Below are 18,125 nucleotides of genomic sequence, written 5' to 3'. Positions count from 1 at the left end.
TTTTTTGTGGCTGTAAAAGTATATGGTTAGTGCTGGCCTTTGGTCGAATGGAGCCTTAGCGACAAAGCATTATATAGTAGCAAAAGGATTGGTTTGTCGGAGTGATAATATAATGGATGCGAGTGAACTTCAGCCCATCACGCATTTTTTGCAAGACAGAGTGCCGTTTGACTCTTTAGATGAAGCCGCATTAACCCGCTGCTGTCAGGCATTAACCATAGGTTATTACAGTAAAGCCTCTAGTCACGTGCCATTAGATCCCGATAATCCACAGTTGTATATTGTCCGTAGTGGTGCTTTTGAAGTACGTGACAAAAATGGTGAGCTGCTCGATAGATTAGGTGAGGGGGATTACTTTGGCTTTCCGTCATTGCTATCGGGTGAGGAGGCCAGTAATCGAGTCGCTATTTTAGAAGATGGCTTGGTATATCATTTACCGCCAGAAATATTTGATTTCTTCCGGCAGCAAAGCCGTGAGTTTGATCGGTTTTTCAATCGTGCTTTTGCCAAACGCCTGCGTAATCAAGGTCGATTCAAGGCGAAAGATCTTACAACGACAAGCCGGATTACTAGTTTGATGTCGAAGTCACCTTTGAGTATTGATATGAAAGCATCAGTCGCTGATGCTAGTAAATTGATGCGTAGCGCTAGAGTGTCCTCAGTGTTGGTGATTGATAACAATAAGCTGGTGGGAATATTAACCGATAGAGATCTGCGTAATCGAGTGCTAGCTGAAAACCTCGATGGTAGCTTACCGGTACATCAAGCTATGACGACAACACCAGTATCTATTGAGCCTAATGCGTTAGTTTTTGAAGCTATGTTAATGATGAGTGAACACAATGTTCATCACTTGCCCGTTGTAGATAACGGCGTGGCCACAGGGGTTGTCACCAGTACAGATATTTTGCGAGGGCAAAGCTCGCAACCTCTTTTGTTGATAGGTGAAATTGAACGACAAAACGACTTACCTAGTCTCATTCAAGTGAGTAAACAGATCCCATTACTATTGCAAAACTTAATCAGTGCGGATGCTAGAGCAGAAGAGATTGGCAGAGTGTTAACTTCAGTTACCGATGCACTCACTCGGCGACTAATTGTATTAAATCAGCAAGTATTGGGTAAGGCACCAATGGCATTTTGCTGGTTAGCTTTTGGCTCTCAGGGCCGACAAGATCAAGCTGCCTGCTCAGATCAAGATAACGGCTTACTGCTTGCTCATGAGCCGGATGACAGCGCAAAAGGGTATTTTGAAGCATTATCAAAAGCGGTGTGTAAAGGATTAGACGAATGCGGTTACATATACTGTCCAGGTGATATTATGGCGCAGAATCCTAAATGGCGGATGTCATTGGAGCAATGGAAGCTAGTATTTGACAAGTGGGTCAATACGCCAGAACCTAAAGCGTTAATGCATGCCAGTATCTTTTTTGATATGCGTTCTATTTATGGTCCACAAAGCTTGTTTGATGGGCTCCAAGATACGGTACTGAGCAGTACCAAAGGCAATGACATATTTCTTGCAGGCTTAACTGGAAACTCACTTACGAGTGCGCCGCCACTGGGATTTTTTAGAAAGTTTGTTCTTGAGCGTGATGGCTCCGAAGTGAAAGGGATAGATCTTAAGCATAAAGGAAGTGCACTAATTAATGATATCGCTCGGGTTTATGCGTTATCCGCTGGCATTAAAGAGGTTAATACCGCTAAGCGGATAAGAGCCTTAATGGAGCAAAATATTATTAATCGCAAAGATGCACTAAATCTTGCCGATGCTCATGAGTTTATTGCGCATATGAGGTTGTCTAATCAAGAGTATCAACATACGCATTCGTTACCGATTACTAATTATCTATTACCCCATAATGTGTCTTCTTTGATCCGCCACCAGTTACGTGATGCATTTAAAGTCGTACATGACGGGCAAGTTGGGTTAAAACTAAAGATGATGCGTAGTTATTAATGTTGGCAGCTAAATGTTAGCCCATTTAGTTAAACCATGAGAGTTGTAGATTGAGACATTTTTATTTAAAGACTCGGCTGCAAATAAAAGCGGCTTTATGTAAGCAAGAAGAGATAGCTGAATATTATCAGGCCTTAATCCCGCTTATAGCTAAACCTGTGGCTGATATTCCGTTAATGGCTTTTGATTTAGAGATGACTGGCCTAGATAGTCAGTTTGATCAAATTTTGAGTATAGGGCTAATTCCAATAACGGCTGGGGTACTAGAGGTTGCGAAAGCAAAACATTTGCTAGTTAAAATTGTTGGAAGTGTTGGCAATAGTGCGACCATTCATGGAATTGTTGATCAGCAGTTAGCTAAAGCGGTAAGCGCGAAACAAGCAATGGACTGGTTTTTAACACAAACAAAGGGACATGTTCTAGTGGCCCATCATGCACCGTTAGATCTTTGTTTTTTAAAAGTTGAAATGATCCGTAGTTATCATCAAAGTCTCGCATTTGTAGCCATTGATACAATGGCAATTGAAAGAAAACGCTTGTTACGTAAACATGATGTAATTAAAGAAGGCACATTGCGCTTAGATGCGTGTAGGCAGCGTTATAACTTACCAGTTTATGCTGGGCATAATGCATCCGTTGATGCTTTAGCTTGTGGTGAATTGTTGCTTGCGCAAATGGCAAGCATTGCAGGTAATGAGAAGTTGAACTTAGCAGATCTATTAGGTTAGTTTTGGCTGAATACGGTTATTCAACAGTGTTATTTATTGAGTTCGGCTGAAGATTGGCGTTGTTCCAATATTTTGCCCCATTTGATCAATGCATTTCTAATATCATCTTTTTGATAGGGCTTATTAACTATCTCATCCATCCCACACTCAAAACACTGTTCAGTCTCGGTTGAGGTCGTGCTGGCCGTTAAAGCAATAATTGGTTTGTGATAGCCACTTTCTCGAAGCTTTCGGGTGGCCTCGAAACCGTCTATTACAGGCATACGGCAATCCATAAAAACGATATCGACTTGGTGTTCAGCTAAAAATTGAATCGCTTCAAGTCCGTTGCTAGCAATCGTAGGCTTAATCTTAAACTTAGCAAGGATCATCTCGATTAACACTTGATTTACTGCGCTATCTTCAACAACAAGTAAAGAAAGTTTCTCGATTGGGAAGCATGTTTCTGCAGCGTCAATTTGTACACTCGGAGTGCTAATTTGTTTGAGGGGTAGGCTTATATCAAACTGCGTCCCATGACCCAGCTCAGAGACTAAACTCATTTCACCGTGCATTTCGTCAACTAAATGTTTGCAGATGGCTAAGCCTAAGCCTGTTCCTTCGAAAGCGCGGTTACTGGAGTTATTAACCTGCGTAAAAGGGTCAAATAAGGTATCGAGTTTATCTTTGGGAATACCACAGCCAGTGTCGGCCACTGAAAAACAAAATTGGTTATTTTTCCACTCGATATTTACGCTGATCTTGCCAGCCTCAGTAAATTTAATTGAGTTGCCAATTAGGTTTACCAGTAACTGTTTAATACGATCAGGATCCCCCAATAGCCTTTTAGGAATACTTTCTTGATAGTTAAAAATAAACTCGAGGCCAAACTCTTCGGTACGTAATTTGAAAATATCATAGATCATATTGCAGAGCTTTCGAGGCGAGAAATCAATCTCTACAATTTGTAGCATACCGGCACTCATCTTACTTAAATCAAGTAAATCATTAATGATGACGCGTAGTAACTCACCCGATTGATGCATTGTGCTCAATAACTGTTGCTGGTGGGGAGATAATTTTGTGTCGCTCATGAGCTCAGCAGATCCCAATAGACCATTTAACGGTGTTCTAAGCTCATGATTAATCATGGCGACGAAATCTCGAGTTGATTGCTCTGAGTTCTCTGCACGTTGCTTTTCTTCAATAGTACGGGTAAGTAACTCTTGGCGTCGATGGGCTGCGCTAATCATGTCGCAAAACAAGAGAAGTTGCTTTTCAATAGTATGTTGCCAAGAGGTTGGTGAATCAATGACTAACGTTAGACTACCTAGGATCACATCTTCAGAATTAATGATAATTTTTATCTGACGATGGTTATTACTCCAAAATAGCGGAGATGAAATAGAGCTGTCGCCTTTGACTAGTGATTTGTCCCCTGCATAAAATGATTTGAACTTACCTGTATCTTCCAATGACTTAAATCTTATTTTACTTGCCTTTATCTCATCAACGCCAATGAGATCATCTAATAGGCGTTGTAATAAGATATTAGTGATCGGTTTTTGCAAAAACACTTGATTGAAGTCAAGCAGGATAGATTCTAAATAGGTTTTAAACTGTAGTAGTGCAATGTCCTGCTCGGATTTTTCTTTGATATGAACTAGAGAGTTTTCGACAAGTTGTTTAGCGGTATACAGTTCGCGACTTTTCTCTTCTAACAGTTTTTCAGCTGCTTTTTTGGCAGCCTTTTCACGCTCAATTTTTCTCGTGAGTAAGCAAACCTTTTCAGTTAATTGATTGATGTCTTCATTTGGCATAAATAGTGCTCAATCTTTAAAACTAAACGGTTGTTATGGTAAAACGAACTTCTGAATGATCTGCTGTAATCGGTGCCATTTCAATGTTTATGGTTTCATTGAAATGGTCGGCGCAACCTTGAATTAGACCCAAACAGACATGAGACATACAGCGGGCAGACACATAATCCATTACCAACTGAGTTTCTGTGGCACTAATAAATTTAAAGGTTGGTGGGTTAGCATTTGGATACAGCTTTTTGACTTCAATATGAATATATTCTTCGACGCTGTTGATAAAAGCGAAGGTTGAATCAGCTTTCCCCTCAAGCCCTGGCATACTTTTATAGAGAGTTTTAAAAATAGATTTGCCATAAACCTGTTGTAAGTCTTCAGGTGAAACACCTGTGAGTTTACTTAAGGTGACAATCAGTTTTACCAGATCTTTGTGGTCATAGGTGCCAACACTGGTGTATACGCCATCATTTTGATTTTCATCAAGCATTTTTTGGCAAGTTTCTAGCCCGAATGTATCTTCAACAAGATCTAAAAACTCAGCAAAAATAATCCCTTTCATATCGCGCTCCTTATCAACTGCTCATTATTTAAAGTAGTGTATTAAAAGAAATTATTCAATGTGTTAGCCAAATATTATCGGTATTTATCGCTAATGATCTTACGCTTCATAAAGTGATGACGCATTTTAGCGCTAACGATAGATATTAATTTTGGTTACATTTTTGCTATTCAACAGCTATGACATCTTCTATAAGTTATTTAAACAAAGCAACTATGCTTGCTTAATTCCACTGTTCACCTTTGATTTTACGACGACAAAGTAAGGAAGCGGATATGGCATTGCCACTAATATGGTTAGGCGCCGCAGCGATTGGTGTCGCAATTGTTGCAGAAGAAAAAGAGAAGCAAAAAGAGGTCGCACGAAAGCGTTTGCAGGGCAAAGCGGCCAAGAGTCATGTTGATGGTCAGTCTGCAGAGTTATCACCTAGTTTATGGAAAACTGGTGATAAAAGAGTGCAGCCGGTACCTGGCTCTATTGTTTGCTGTTTTGTATTTGGCGTGATTGAACATACCGGAATTTGGATTGGTGATAACACGCTGGTGGAACTGCACGGTAGCGGCTTAGTTAGAGCTGTATCTGTCGAGCGTTTTCTTGCTGGCCGCAGTGGCAGCAGGATCTACCAAGCGTGTAATCATCAACATCAAGCATTAATCGCCACGCAGACTCTTAACAACGCGAAACACGCCATATTCAGTTATCGTGATTACGATTTATTTGATAATAATTGCCATCGTTTTGTATGGCACTGTTTAAGTGGAGAAGACAGCGTAGTTTCTAGCTTTAGTAAGCTGAACAATAAAATAGGTGGTTATTTTTCTGAGGCGATTTATTGGGATGAAATTGATTTATGCGTTAAGTGAAAAGTATAAAAAAACACCGATATTAATCGGTGTTTTTTTGGTATGGTTAGCTTTTAATTTCTAGCCACAAAAGTGTTTTACAGCTTTGGCAACTAGCTCAATACCTGTTTTATCACAAGGTGGTAACTCTGCATTGCTACTGTTAATTGGTGTGACTCGATCGCCCCATTTAATTAACGCAGCTGCAGATGTGAGGCCTGCACCAAACGCACAAGATAAAATTGTTTGATTTGGCTGGATTTTTCCTTGTTCAAGCGCATCACAAATAGCAATAGGGATGGTCGCAGCTGATGTGTTACCGTAGTTAGCAATGTTAACCACTGCTTTTTCTTTCGGGATCTTCATGCGACTAATTAGCGTATCAATAATACGTTCGTTAGCCTGATGCGGAATAACCCAGTCGATTTCTTCTTTATCGATACCGCACTTTTCGATAACTTTAGTGCTTAATTTACCCATACCCGCAATGGCACGTTTAAAGATCTCTTGACCGTTAAACTCAATATAAAAATCTAAAGACGATGCTTCGAAGCGGTCCATTGCAGTACCAAAGCCGGCTTTTAAGATATCGCGACCATCTGGATCATTATTAAGCTCATAGCCTAATACACCAATTGCTTCGTCTGTTGCTTCAAGCACAACAGCACCAGCACCATCACCAAAAAGTACGGCAGTATCACGACGAGACCAGTCTAAGAAGAATGAAAGGCGTTCGGCACCGATCACTAATACTTTCTTACACTGACCACTTTTTATCTGTGAGCTACCTAAACCTAAACCATACAAGAAACCACTACAGGCAGCATTAATGTCAAAGGCGGCGCATGTTGCACCTACGTTAGCTTGTACTGTTGACGCGATGTTTGGAATCAAGGTATCAGGAGTAGCAGTAGCAAGAATAATCATATCTAGCTCGCTTCCGTCAATACCAGCCGCCGCTAGTGCTCTTTTAGCTGCAACAGAAGCTAGCTCTGAAGTATCTACATGGCTGATATGGCGTTGGCTGATCCCAGTGCGTGGTTTGATCCACTCATCAGAGGTTTCGATAAATGTTGAAAGATCGTGGTTTGTTAATGTGGCAGGCGGAACACACTTTCCCCAACCAGTAATAGTGGCGTACTGCATCTAGGTATTCTCTATAAATTTAAAAGGCAGAACCTGAGCTCTGCCTTATGGGATCTGTATAAGCTAAGCTTAGCTTAGCAAGGAACATGCTAATCAAACAGTGAGCTAGTCGTCTTGTTGGCTCACTAATATGCGGATAGCTTCTGCTGCATGTAAAATATGTGCGCGTAAAAGAGCAACGGCTTTATCCACTTCTTTGTTTTTACAGTGTTCAAGTAGTTCACGGTGGTCTTGTTGTGCTTTAGGCACACCGCTTGCTAAAAACAGTTGTAAACGAATATAGCGATCGCAGCTAGTATTTAAACCTTGAACAACTTCAAGGGTATGAGGGCGATTTGCTGGGCTATAAAGGCAAGTGTGAAACTGTGCGTTTAAACCACTCCAGTTTTCAACTTGTTCTTCATCTTGGAAAGCCGCATCCATTTCATGAAGGATACTCTCAGCTTTGTTGAGATCTTCTTCTGTTAGGTTCGGAATAGACTTGGCGAGTAAATCACCTTCAATCAAAGCTCGTAAATCAAAAAGCTCGGTAACATGTTCAACAGACAAAAGTGTTGCTGTTGCGCCTTTGTGGGCTTCAAACTTAACTAAACCTTCGGCCTCTAATTGGAGTAAGGCTTCTCTTACTGGAATTCGGCTAACATTCAACTCATCAGCTAAGGCGCTTTGACGTAGAGGTTTACCCGCTGCGATTTCACCGGAAAGGATTTTTTCCCTAAGCACTTCAACCACAATTTGTGTGCGAGTCTTATGGACGATAGGTGTTGTTTTGCTCATAGTGCCCGATTTTTTTGTTATTTATACAAGTTGATCCGTCCTAGGGTACCGCTTATGTCAAAATAATGAAAGGGTAACCGAGGCTTTCCCTTTCATATTTTTGCCATTTTTCATTGCAACTCTTAATAATATAAGGCACTAAGCATGCGGTTTTACCTTTTAATGATGCTTTATATTAAAAGTCCATTATTGGCTTGCTCGTTCAAAAACTCTTGCGCGGGCTTATGCTCATTCCGCGCAATTATATAGTCGTCTAAAACATTCATCCCTATAAACTGAACACGCTGAACTTAGTTATAAGTTTGAGCATCAGCGTTTAAAAGCTTTTTACGCCTGTTTCTCCTTCAATGACACGTTGTGGTAATAATGTCTTTGGCATATTTTGATAGCAGATCGGGCGCTCAAACCTTGCCATTGCTGCAGAACCAACAGATGTAGTGCGACTGTCTGTGCTAGCTGGGTATGGTCCGCCGTGATTCATTGAATGACAAACTTCGACACCTGTTGGCATCTGATTGAATATTAAACGGCCCACATTAAAAGCAATAGCTTCTATTAAGTCTTGATTCGCGATTAACTCACAGTCTAAACCGTGTATTGATGCTGTTAACTGGCCTTCAAGTTGCTCGGCAATTAATTGCATTTGGGCCTCATCATCACACTCAACCAATACTGCACATGGGCCAAAAACTTCCTGCTGAATTTCCGTTGAATTTATAAAGTCGGTCGCGGTTACTTTAAGTGCTGTTGGACGTGTAAAATGATTGGCTGGAGATGACTCACCCTGGGCAATGAGCTCAACCTGTGAATTGTTCAATAGCAATTCAATTTGTGATTGATAAGTGCTAGCTATGCCAGCGCTTAGCATACTCGCAGCGCTTTGTGGGGCAATATCTTCTGCAAGAGTAGCCTTGTAACGGTTTAAAGCGTTTCCTTTTATTGCGACAATTACGCCAGGGCTAGTACAAAACTGACCATGGCCCATCAACATTGATTGAACTTGGGTTGAAGCTAAGCTTTCGGCTTGTTCTTCGAGAATATGACTTAATATAAACTGCGGGTTTGTTGAGCCCAGCTCACCATAAAATGGAATGGGTTCAGGGCGCGCAGCACAAAGGTCGGATAAAATCCGACCGACTTTAAGTGAGCCGGTAAAACCAACAGCTTTAATCACTGTAGAAGTCACTAGTTGGGTCGAAACTTCTGGTGAGGAACCTTGTATTAAGTTAAATACTCCAGCAGGCATATCACACTTTAATGCTGCGCGTTCAATGGCTCCGCTAACTAATTCACTGGTTGCGGCATGTGCAGGATGGCCTTTAACCACAATAGTACAGCCTGCAGCAAGAGCTGATGCTGTATCGCCGCCAGCGGTTGAAAATGCCAATGGAAAGTTCGATGCACCAAAGACGGCTACAGGACCAAGCGGCAAAGTGGTCAGTCTGGTATCAGGCTTAGGCAGTGGCTGTCTTTCTGCATTGGCTAAATCCACATAACGACTATCTATAGGGTTTCTTAGGTTGCCAGCAAATAGTCTTAATTGACCACATGTACGACCGGTTTCACCTTGTAATCTAGCCATCGGTAACCCCGTTTCTAAATGGGCTGTTTGTGTAATGGCTTCTATGTCAGCTTGGATCTCATCGGCAATAGCCTCTAGAAATGCAGCACGGCTTTCGGCTGTTATACCACGATATTTTATAAATGCTTGCTTAGCTGATACAACGGCAGACTCAACAATCGACTGGCTCGCGTTTGCAAAGCGGTATGGAAGCGCCTCATTGGTAACGGGGTTGATGCTATTAAAATCTGTTGCTTCACTAGTCCATGTACCATTTATAAAGTGTTGGCCAGTGATAGTTACTTTGTTTAAATCTGTCATGTTTGCTCCTGAGTGTTAACACTCATTAAGAAATTATCCGGTTAAACAACTTGGAATCCGTATGCATAAGGATCTGAATCATCAACAGTAATGGCATTTTTACCTATGATCCTTGCCCAGCCCTTTATGCTTGGCATAATTGCTTGGTGGGGACCTACTGTCGTTACTGCTTCAACTCGGCCAATAAACTGACTGCCAATAATACTTTCATGGGTATATTCATCGCCGACGTGCAACAATCCCTTGGTAAATAACTGTGCCATTCGAGCACTGGTACCAGTTCCGCATGGCGAACGGTCAATGGCTTTGTCACCATAAAATACAGCATTGGCGCCATTGGACTCGTCATTAATGGTGTCGCCGGTCCAAAGTACATGGCTAACGCCATTTACGGTTGGATCATCCGGATGAATGCAAGTGAGTTGCTCTTGGGCAACCTTTCTAACTATTGGGCTCCACTTTAATATGTCACCAGCGCTCCAGTGTCGTAGCCCGGGAAAGTTCTCTTGTGGATCAACAATGACATAATAATTGCCACCATAGGACACATCGACTTTGAGTACACCTAAACCTGGGATATCTAAAATTTGGTCTTGATGGGCTAAATAGGCCGCAACATTATAAATTTTAACCCAGTCCACTTTTCCACCTGTTTGCTGATAGTCGATATTGATCTGCCCCGCAGGGACATCAATTATCAGCTTACCTGGCGCTTTAGCAATGAGTAAGCCTGACTCAATTGCTGCGGTAATCGTGCCTATTGTGCCGTGACCGCACATCGGCAAACAGCCACTGGTTTCGATAAATAAAATTGATGCGTCTGCGTTATTTGAGCAAGGAGGGTAGAGGAATGCGCCTGACATCATATCGTGGCCGCGAGGCTCAAACATTAATGCTTTACGTACCCAATCAAATTCTTGCAGAAAGTGCTGGCGTTTTTCGCTCATCGTTTTGCCACGTAGGTTAGGGTGGCCACTTGTCACGAGTCTTACAGGATTGCCACAGGTATGGGCGTCAACACAAAAAAAAGTGCCTTTCAGCATGTAATCCACTCCATGGTTTATTGTTTTAGTTAGCACACTCAGCCGCTTAATTAGTATTAAACGGCTGACTTGGAGGTTTTGGGTCTTTTTAGTCGATGTTGTATTTATCGAGATTAATACGTGTTGCTAGTGCCTGAGCAATAACTTGTTCAACGTATACACGCTCTTCGTCGATAAGAGGTAAACGCGGTAAGCGTACATTTTCGCTACCACGGCCAACGATTTGCTCTGCAAATTTGATGCATTGAACTAATGTTGGAATCGTGTCTAGGCGTAATAAAGGCATAAACCAGCGATAGATCTCGCGAGCTTCTTCAATACGACCAGCACGGGCAAGCTTGTAAAGTGTTACAGATTCACGGGGGAACACGTTTGTTAGGCCTGAGATCCAACCGGTGGCACCGAGTAATAAGCTTTCTAGAGCAATATCGTCAACACCACAAAGAATGTTAAAGCGTTCGCCAAATCGGCTTTGTAATTCTGTTAGTCGACGGGTATCAGTTGTCGATTCTTTGATAGCTACAATATTGTCTTCTTCTGCAAGAATCGCTGTCATTTCGAGATTGATATCGACGCCATAACTAACAGGATTGTTGTAGATCATAATAGGCAGTTTCGTTGAGCGTGCGACAGTTTGATAATGAGTGACAACCTCACGATCTGTACCACGGTAAACCATCGCTGGAAGAAGCATTAGACCATCAACGCCCAGCTCTTCAATATCTTGAGCGTAAAGAGAAGCTGCTTCTGCTGTGTTTTCTGTACAGCCAGAAAGAACCAAGATCCGTCCTTTAACAGTGTCGACAGTGTGCTTGATAAACTCACGTTTTTCTTCTGGGCTAAGTGAGGCATTCTCGCCGATAGTGCCTAACGCAATAATCCCGTCGATACCGTCTCTGATCAGATCTTCCAACATACGGGCATTTGACTCGTAGTTGATAGAACCATCTTGGTTAAACTGTGTAGAGATCGCTGGAAAAACACCTTGCCAATTTACGTTCATATTAAGCCTCTATTACTGCTATGTAGCGTTTGGAGTTATATGTGGATTCGTATATTGTATACGCATGTTTTCAAATTGAAACCTATTTGTTTACGGAATGTATTTGAAATAATGCTACTAAAACCACAGGAATTATTGTATACAATATCCAAATAATTAAATTGGAGCAATAAAAATATGCATTCGATCACAATTAGTCATGAATTGGCTGCTCATTTTAAAGAGTTCATGACTATAGATGCGCACACAGAAGGCGAGCCGTTGAGAATTATTGTCTCTGGTTATCCAGAGATAAAAGGGGCCACTATTTTAGAAAAGCGTCAGTACGTGCTAGAGAATTTGGACGTTTATCGTAAGCTATTAATGCATGAGCCTAGAGGGCATGCTGATATGTATGGGGCACTCATAACTGAGCCTGTTAGTGAGTCAGCGGATTTCGGCGTGCTGTTTTTACATAATGAAGGTTATAGCAGCATGTGTGGTCATGGCATATTGGCTCTGGTAAAAGTCATGTGTGAAACTGCCACTATCGAGTTGCATGATACGCCACGAGTGATAAAAATTGATTCTCCAGCAGGGCTTATAACTGCTAAAGCGCATCGTGATGCTTTAGGTAAAATCCATGCTAGTTTTGAAAATGTCGATTCTTGGGCAGATGGGTTAAATTGCAGCGTTAACGTCGAAGGTTTTCGTGAGGTTAACTATGACATAGGCTTTGGCGGCGCTTATTATGCTTATGTTGATGCAGATTATTATAAAATTAATTGCGGACAGGACAATGTGGCGCAGTTAATTGATTTAGGTCGTCGAATAAAGCAAAGCATCATCAAAACTCATACTTTAAAGCATCCTTTAGAAGACGATTTGAGCTTCTTATATGGCGTTATTTTTACCTCTAAAAAAGTCACCAATCCTGAAGCTCATTCTCGCCATGTATGTATTTTCGCCGATGGTGAAGTTGACCGTTCGCCCACTGGTACAGGCGTTTCTGCGCGGATCGCTTTATTACATGCAAGGGGGGAGGTAGCGTTAAATACTCCTTTGATGATTGAGAGCATTGTCGATGGACGCATGATTGTTACTGCGAGAACTGAGACTGACTTCTATGGTAAGGCTGCGGTGATCCCTGAAGTTTCCGGTCGCTCTTATATTACAGGCAAACATCTGTTTTTACTCGATCCAGATGATGTATTTCAGCAAGGTTTTATGTTGCGCTAAACCCGTGAACTTTATTATGTAATGTTATAAAAAACACCATAGAGAAAGCATCTGAATTGGAGACAAGGATATGATTAGTCGTAGTGATAAGGCGACTCAAACTTTGACGAATGGTGAAAGAGAGTGTCATCAAAGTAATCGCCAACAGCACTTAGGTAATCTAACTATTGTAGGTGCTGGTATAGTTGGATTAGCTGCGGCAATTGAGCTGCAACGCGAAGGTTTTAATGTCACAGTGATTGATAAAGAAGGCGCGGGTACAGGCGCGTCTAAAGGCAATGCAGGGCATTTTGCTACCGAACAAGTTTTTCCGTTAGCCGACGCGACAATGCTGCCAAAGCTACCTGGAATGTTAATGGATCCCTTAGGGCCTTTTCGGATACAGCCGCAGTATTTTTTAAAAGCATTACCTTGGTTTATGCGTTTTTTGCAAAATATGCTGCCTTCACGCAGATCTAAAAATAGTCGTGCTATTAAAGTACTCAATCAAGATGCTATTGCAGCTATGAAATCTTTAGCAAGCTTTTGTGGTTGCGAAGATTTATTAGTGATGAATGGTAGCCTGTTAGTATTTGAGGGGACGCCAATAGAAGAGGTTGAAAAAGAGTACCAAGCATATGCGGACGCTGATATAGAGGTTCAGCTATTTAGTGGCGAACAAGTGAGGGCGTTAGAGCCCTCATTAAGTCAACATATCACTAATGGCTTATATTTTACTCAAGTTGGCCATACAAGCGATCCATATCGTTTATGCCAAGCATTTGAGGCAAAATTTAAAGCGTTAGGCGGAAACTTAATTATTGAGGAGGTTATTGAAGTTTATACGAGCGAAAAAAGTTCAAATATACAGTTGCAAATGAAGTCTGGTATTAGCAAAAACACTGATAGGTTGGTTATTGCAGCGGGGGCGTGGTCAAAACCTATTGCTAAACAACTAGGTTATTCGATACCACTGGAAACAGAGCGAGGCTACCACTTGATGATGCCACAAAAAAGTTGTTTATCTAGACCTGTTGCTTCCTATAATCGCAAGTTTATTGTTACTCCAATGAGCGATGGAACGCGATTAGCTGGAACTGTAGAGTTTGGAGGTTTACAAGCTCCTTTGGTTGATGCCAGAGCAGATTGTTTATTTCCTCATGCTAAAGCATTGCTGCCCGATTTGTTTGCAATTGCATCCGCCAGTGACGGTATTCGATGGATGGGGTTTCGACCATCATTACCAGATAGCCTACCTATACTTGGTCGCAGTCAAAAACAAGCTAATGTATTTTTCTCATTTGGGCACCAACATCTTGGCTTAACTTGGTCTGCTATTACGGCAAAACTTTTACGTCAAGAGGTGTTAGGGGAACAAACAACCATAGATTTAGGACCTTATCGCATTGACAGGTTTAATTAGTCATAAATGAAGGTTAGCAAAATTAGAGATCTGCGTTATAAATATAAAGAGTGAAATATAACGGAGCCATTATGAAAAATTTTCTTTTATTTATGACAATCGCTACACCACTATTTATAAGTGGCTGTGCTCAAAATAATGAGCAATCTACCTCTGAAAATTTGCTGACGGAGGATGGCAGGGTTTCGATTATGTGGCAAAACCCGGCTGACTTTAGTGATGTTGAAGCGACAATTGGTGTGCAGTCTAAATTTGAAGAATACTTATTTATCCAGTTGACCAAAGAGCTGGCTAAATTAGCTAATAAGCATTTATCGGCACAACAAAAACTTGAGCTAATCGTTACTAATGTTGATTTAGCGGGGGATTTACAACCTACATTTGGTGGAACTGCAGATGAAGTTCGAATCGTTAGTGACTTATATCCGCCTAAGATCGCTTTTGAGTACACATTGACTGACAATGGTAATGTGATTAGCTCTGGTAGTGAAAAGCTTAAAGATATGGGTTACTTAATGGGAATTCAGCAGGTTGGTAATGACCCTTTTCCTTACGAGGCTGACTTACTGACAGATTGGTTTAAAAAAAACATAGAGCCTATATTAGCTAATTGACTGTCTCTGCATGGCAAAAGGGGCGTAATTTACGCCCCTTTATATATCGAGTTAGTTTTGGTGAACATTTAAAAGCGATTACACTGAATTTTGTAATCTGAGTGCCTTATATAAGGCAATAGTTACGATAAAGTGCAAAGCACTATGCCAATATGAGCCTATAAAGAGCAGAAAGGCGATTAATATCGTGCTCTCGCCAATAATTAGCTTTTGTAGCGTGTTCATACTTATCATCCCTGACTTTGTTAAATTAATCCTAGTTTGCCATAAACGCTTCGATCTCTTCTATGCTTCTTGGTACATCAACTGATAGGTTTTCATATCCATTGTGTGTGACTAAAATATCGTCCTCAATGCGGATCCCCATGCCACGATAAGCCTCGGGAACATCTGTCGCATCAAGTGGAATATAGATCCCTGGCTCAATAGTAAATACCATGTTTGGTTCTAATGTCCGAAATTGACCTTTATTGTTGTGATAAGGGCCGACATCATGGACATCCATTCCTAACCAATGACCGGTTTTATGGACGGTAAAGCGTTTATAAGACTCATTTTCCATGATTTCGTCTATCGAACCGGATAAGAGACCGAGCTCTTTAAGCCCTTCTGCCATAACTTGCATACAGGTCTCATAGAGTGAGTTCCAAGCTGCGCCTGGGCAAACTTTTTCGATAGCTTGATCGAGTGCTTTAAGCACTAATTTATAAATGACTTTTTGCTCCGGAGAGAAACGGCCATTTACCGGGTAACTGCGAGTAATGTCTGCCGCATAATACTCAAATTCACCGCCAGCATCGATGAGTAGCATCTGACCATTAACTAATTCACAGCAGTTTTCCTCATAGTGCAAACAACAGGCATTATTACCACCGGCGACAATACTAGGGTAGGCGACATCGTTACAGCCATGTTTGGCGATAGTGAAATCAAATAGTGATGAGAGTTCTCGTTCATTAATTCCGGGTTTACAAGCTTGCATAACTGCCTTATGTCCAGCTGTAGATGCATAAACCGCTGAACGGATTTTAGCGAGTTCGTCCCTAGACTTTACTACACGCTTACTGTGTAACACTTCAGCTAAAGGCTTTATTGAAGTGAAGCGCTTAGGCGTATCAAACGAACAATGATGTCTTTGCTGGTTTACCCAGCTAATGAGTTGTGATGAAAACCTTCCAAGTTCATCACCTATATATAGTGTATTTACTTGTTGTAGAAGTAGCAGTAAGGTCTGTTCGAACTCGGCAACGGTAAAGGCTTTATCGGCACCATGAATGGCTACAGCCCCTTCAACACCTGCTCGGGCGCCAAAACTTACTTCCTGCGCGGGATCTTTAGGTCGACAAAATAAAAGGTATTGGTTTACATCGCCCTTAACCAATATTGCGATAGCATCGGGCTCGTCGAACCCTGTTAAGTAGAGAAAGTCATTATCTTGTCTAAAATGGTATTTGATGTTTTTGCTACGTACTTTCTGCTGATAGCCTGCAACGATGGCTAAACTGTCATTTGGTAACTGCTCAAGCAGTTCAGAGCGTCTTTGATGATAGATATTAGACATCTTATTATCCCTAGCGATTAATTGAATCAGCTACAACTCAGATTGTGGAAGTTGTATATTTTATTCATTACACGATATTCACCGTTTTATAGCAAGTTCACGGTGCATTTTGTTGCAAGGAGTGAAATAATAATAGCTATTGCATATTAGAGAGAATGTATTGTGAATCGAGCGGTATTTTTAGACAGAGATGGCGTTATTAATCAAGACCACGGCTATGTACATCAGGTTGATGATTTTGAATATATAGATGGTGTGTTTGATGCGTGTTCATCTCTAAAAGAGATGGGCTATATGCTTGCTGTCGTGACTAACCAGTCTGGTATTGCTCGAGGAATGTATAGCGAAGATCAATTTCATTCACTGACAGAGTGGATGGATTGGAACTTTGTTGACAAAGGTGTAGAGCTTGATGGGATCTATTATTGTCCGCATCATGCTGAAAAAGGCATTGGTGAATACAAAATTGATTGCGATTGCCGTAAGCCAAAGCCCGGTATGCTCAATTCAGCAGCGCAATTTTTGAAAATAGACTTATCTCAATCTGTCATGGTGGGTGATAAACGCGATGATATGTTAGCGGCTGAAGCTGCTGGTGTGCCAACTCGTATTTTAGTTAGAACCGGCAAAACGGTGACTGATGATGCTATCGCTGCTGCCACAGTTGTTTTAGATTCAATTGCCGATGTGCCTGGCTATTTAGCTAATCAGGGCTAGTGTGCAAGTTAAGCTGTAAAACGTAATGCCTCATAACTCAGTTATGAGGCATTTTTGTTTTGCTATATGTAGCTCTTATTGACAGGGGGGACTTGTATAACCAGCGACTCCTACGTTAAAAAGACCGTTTCGCTGTTAAAAAGCACATGTTGTGCAATAACTATTCGTTTGATTCGAAAAAGCTAATTTTATTGAAAATGGCCCTTGCGCTCATCCGAGAACGCCCTATAATGCGCATCCACTGACACGGCACAGCAGGCCAACTAGCTAAACGAAAGCTTAGATAGAACGGGACTTGCAGCGTAATCAGTACCTCTTTTAACAAAGAGTTAGAGATTAACTTCTACGGAAATTGACCTCGGGTGACAATCGCTTTAGAAGCTCAATTAGATGTGACTTGAACAAAGAATCATCGCTTGAAAAACTTCTTAAAATAAGCGCTTGACGCCGACACTGGGAAGTGTAGAATACGCCTCCTCAGCCAAACGACCTAAGCGTCTAAGGCGCCATTTTGAAAGGCTTCTCCTAACGGATTGGGCCTTGATAGAAGTGGCACGCTCTTTAACAATATGACAAGCAAATCTGTGTGGACACTCACAGAGATTAAGTTATTCGAAATTGTCTCTCACGAGGCAATCAAAAAATTACTTAATGAATGAGTGTTCATAGCAATATGAAAAAAGTTTGATTTCACTTTTTAAAGTGGAAACAAATCACAGAATTCGTTGAGCCGCTGATTTAGCCTTACTTGTAAGGTGGATGAAGCAAAAAAACTTTAATTGAAGAGTTTGATCATGGCTCAGATTGAACGCTGGCGGCAGGCCTAACACATGCAAGTCGAGCGGTAACACAAGGGAGCTTGCTCCTGAGGTGACGA

15 protein-coding genes and 1 rRNA gene are annotated in these 18,125 nt (G+C 41.4%); 8 read left to right on the top strand and 8 right to left on the bottom strand.

Going from position 1 to position 18,125, the window contains the following annotated elements:
* Positions 1-112: 112 nt before the first annotated feature.
* Together L2747_RS16580 and L2747_RS16575 are read left to right on the top strand one after the other, a co-directional pair.
* On the top strand, positions 113-1,960 hold the full coding sequence (locus tag L2747_RS16580) for a DUF294 nucleotidyltransferase-like domain-containing protein (protein ID WP_249000120.1): 1,848 nt from the start codon (positions 113-115) through the stop codon (positions 1,958-1,960).
* A 50-nt stretch (positions 1,961-2,010) separates the two neighbouring features.
* The gene (locus L2747_RS16575; protein ID WP_249000119.1) at positions 2,011-2,688 is read left to right on the top strand and encodes an exonuclease domain-containing protein; all 678 of its coding nucleotides are present in this window, start codon (positions 2,011-2,013) and stop codon (positions 2,686-2,688) included.
* A gap of 29 nt (positions 2,689-2,717) precedes the next feature.
* On the opposite strand, the gene L2747_RS16570 is transcribed toward L2747_RS16575, so the two are convergent.
* Together L2747_RS16570 and L2747_RS16565 are read right to left on the bottom strand one after the other, a co-directional pair.
* On the bottom strand, positions 2,718-4,487 hold the full coding sequence (locus tag L2747_RS16570) for a hybrid sensor histidine kinase/response regulator (RefSeq protein ID WP_249000118.1): 1,770 nt from the start codon (positions 4,485-4,487) through the stop codon (positions 2,718-2,720).
* A gap of 22 nt (positions 4,488-4,509) precedes the next feature.
* Positions 4,510-5,043, bottom strand: coding sequence for a heme NO-binding domain-containing protein (locus L2747_RS16565; RefSeq protein ID WP_249000117.1), 534 nt, complete (start codon positions 5,041-5,043; stop codon positions 4,510-4,512).
* A gap of 275 nt (positions 5,044-5,318) precedes the next feature.
* On the opposite strand from L2747_RS16565, the gene L2747_RS16560 reads away from it, so the two are divergent.
* Positions 5,319-5,906: a lecithin retinol acyltransferase family protein gene (locus L2747_RS16560; protein WP_249000116.1), complete on the top strand. Its 588-nt coding sequence runs from the start codon at positions 5,319-5,321 to the stop codon at positions 5,904-5,906.
* Between the two features lie 60 nt (positions 5,907-5,966).
* Here the strand turns inward: L2747_RS16560 and L2747_RS16555 are convergent, their stop codons facing one another.
* From L2747_RS16555 to dapA, 5 genes are all read right to left on the bottom strand, one after another.
* The gene (locus tag L2747_RS16555) at positions 5,967-7,031 is read right to left on the bottom strand and encodes a ketoacyl-ACP synthase III (protein ID WP_249000115.1); all 1,065 of its coding nucleotides are present in this window, start codon (positions 7,029-7,031) and stop codon (positions 5,967-5,969) included.
* 105 nt (positions 7,032-7,136) lie between these two features.
* Positions 7,137-7,808: a GntR family transcriptional regulator gene (locus tag L2747_RS16550; RefSeq protein WP_249000114.1), complete on the bottom strand. Its 672-nt coding sequence runs from the start codon at positions 7,806-7,808 to the stop codon at positions 7,137-7,139.
* Positions 7,809-8,124: 316 nt separating this feature from the next.
* Positions 8,125-9,690 (bottom strand): aldehyde dehydrogenase (NADP(+)), encoded by a 1,566-nt coding sequence (locus L2747_RS16545; RefSeq protein WP_249000113.1) that lies wholly within the window; start codon positions 9,688-9,690, stop codon positions 8,125-8,127.
* Between the two features lie 41 nt (positions 9,691-9,731).
* Entirely contained in the window at positions 9,732-10,733 is a 1,002-nt protein-coding gene (locus L2747_RS16540) for a 4-hydroxyproline epimerase (RefSeq protein WP_249000112.1), read from the bottom strand.
* A gap of 88 nt (positions 10,734-10,821) precedes the next feature.
* Positions 10,822-11,736: a 4-hydroxy-tetrahydrodipicolinate synthase gene (dapA, locus tag L2747_RS16535; protein ID WP_249000111.1), complete on the bottom strand. Its 915-nt coding sequence runs from the start codon at positions 11,734-11,736 to the stop codon at positions 10,822-10,824.
* 177 nt (positions 11,737-11,913) lie between these two features.
* Between dapA and L2747_RS16530 the strand changes: the two genes are divergently transcribed.
* From L2747_RS16530 to L2747_RS16520, 3 genes are all read left to right on the top strand, one after another.
* Positions 11,914-12,954: a proline racemase family protein gene (locus tag L2747_RS16530; protein ID WP_249000110.1), complete on the top strand. Its 1,041-nt coding sequence runs from the start codon at positions 11,914-11,916 to the stop codon at positions 12,952-12,954.
* 70 nt (positions 12,955-13,024) lie between these two features.
* Positions 13,025-14,356 carry an NAD(P)/FAD-dependent oxidoreductase gene (locus L2747_RS16525; RefSeq protein ID WP_249000109.1) on the top strand — a complete coding sequence of 444 codons (1,332 nt, stop codon included), beginning with the start codon at positions 13,025-13,027 and terminating at the stop codon, positions 14,354-14,356.
* Between the two features lie 71 nt (positions 14,357-14,427).
* Complete coding sequence (locus L2747_RS16520) at positions 14,428-14,970, top strand: DUF3016 domain-containing protein (protein WP_249000108.1); 543 nt, start codon at positions 14,428-14,430, stop codon at positions 14,968-14,970.
* A 256-nt stretch (positions 14,971-15,226) separates the two neighbouring features.
* Here the strand turns inward: L2747_RS16520 and L2747_RS16515 are convergent, their stop codons facing one another.
* Positions 15,227-16,531, bottom strand: a complete 1,305-nt coding sequence (locus L2747_RS16515; protein ID WP_249000107.1) for an aminopeptidase P N-terminal domain-containing protein — start codon at positions 16,529-16,531, stop codon at positions 15,227-15,229.
* 162 nt (positions 16,532-16,693) lie between these two features.
* Here L2747_RS16515 and gmhB point away from each other — a divergent pair, with 162 nt between their 5' ends.
* Together gmhB and L2747_RS16505 are read left to right on the top strand one after the other, a co-directional pair.
* Positions 16,694-17,248 carry a D-glycero-beta-D-manno-heptose 1,7-bisphosphate 7-phosphatase gene (gene gmhB / locus L2747_RS16510; protein WP_249000106.1) on the top strand — a complete coding sequence of 185 codons (555 nt, stop codon included), beginning with the start codon at positions 16,694-16,696 and terminating at the stop codon, positions 17,246-17,248.
* Between the two features lie 776 nt (positions 17,249-18,024).
* Positions 18,025-18,125, top strand: a 16S ribosomal RNA gene (locus L2747_RS16505); the annotation flags it as partial.

It is taken from the genome of Shewanella marinintestina (assembly GCF_023283845.1).
Classification (GTDB): Bacteria; Pseudomonadota; Gammaproteobacteria; order Enterobacterales; family Shewanellaceae; genus Shewanella; species Shewanella marinintestina.
This window is presented reverse-complemented; position numbering and strand designations above follow the sequence as displayed.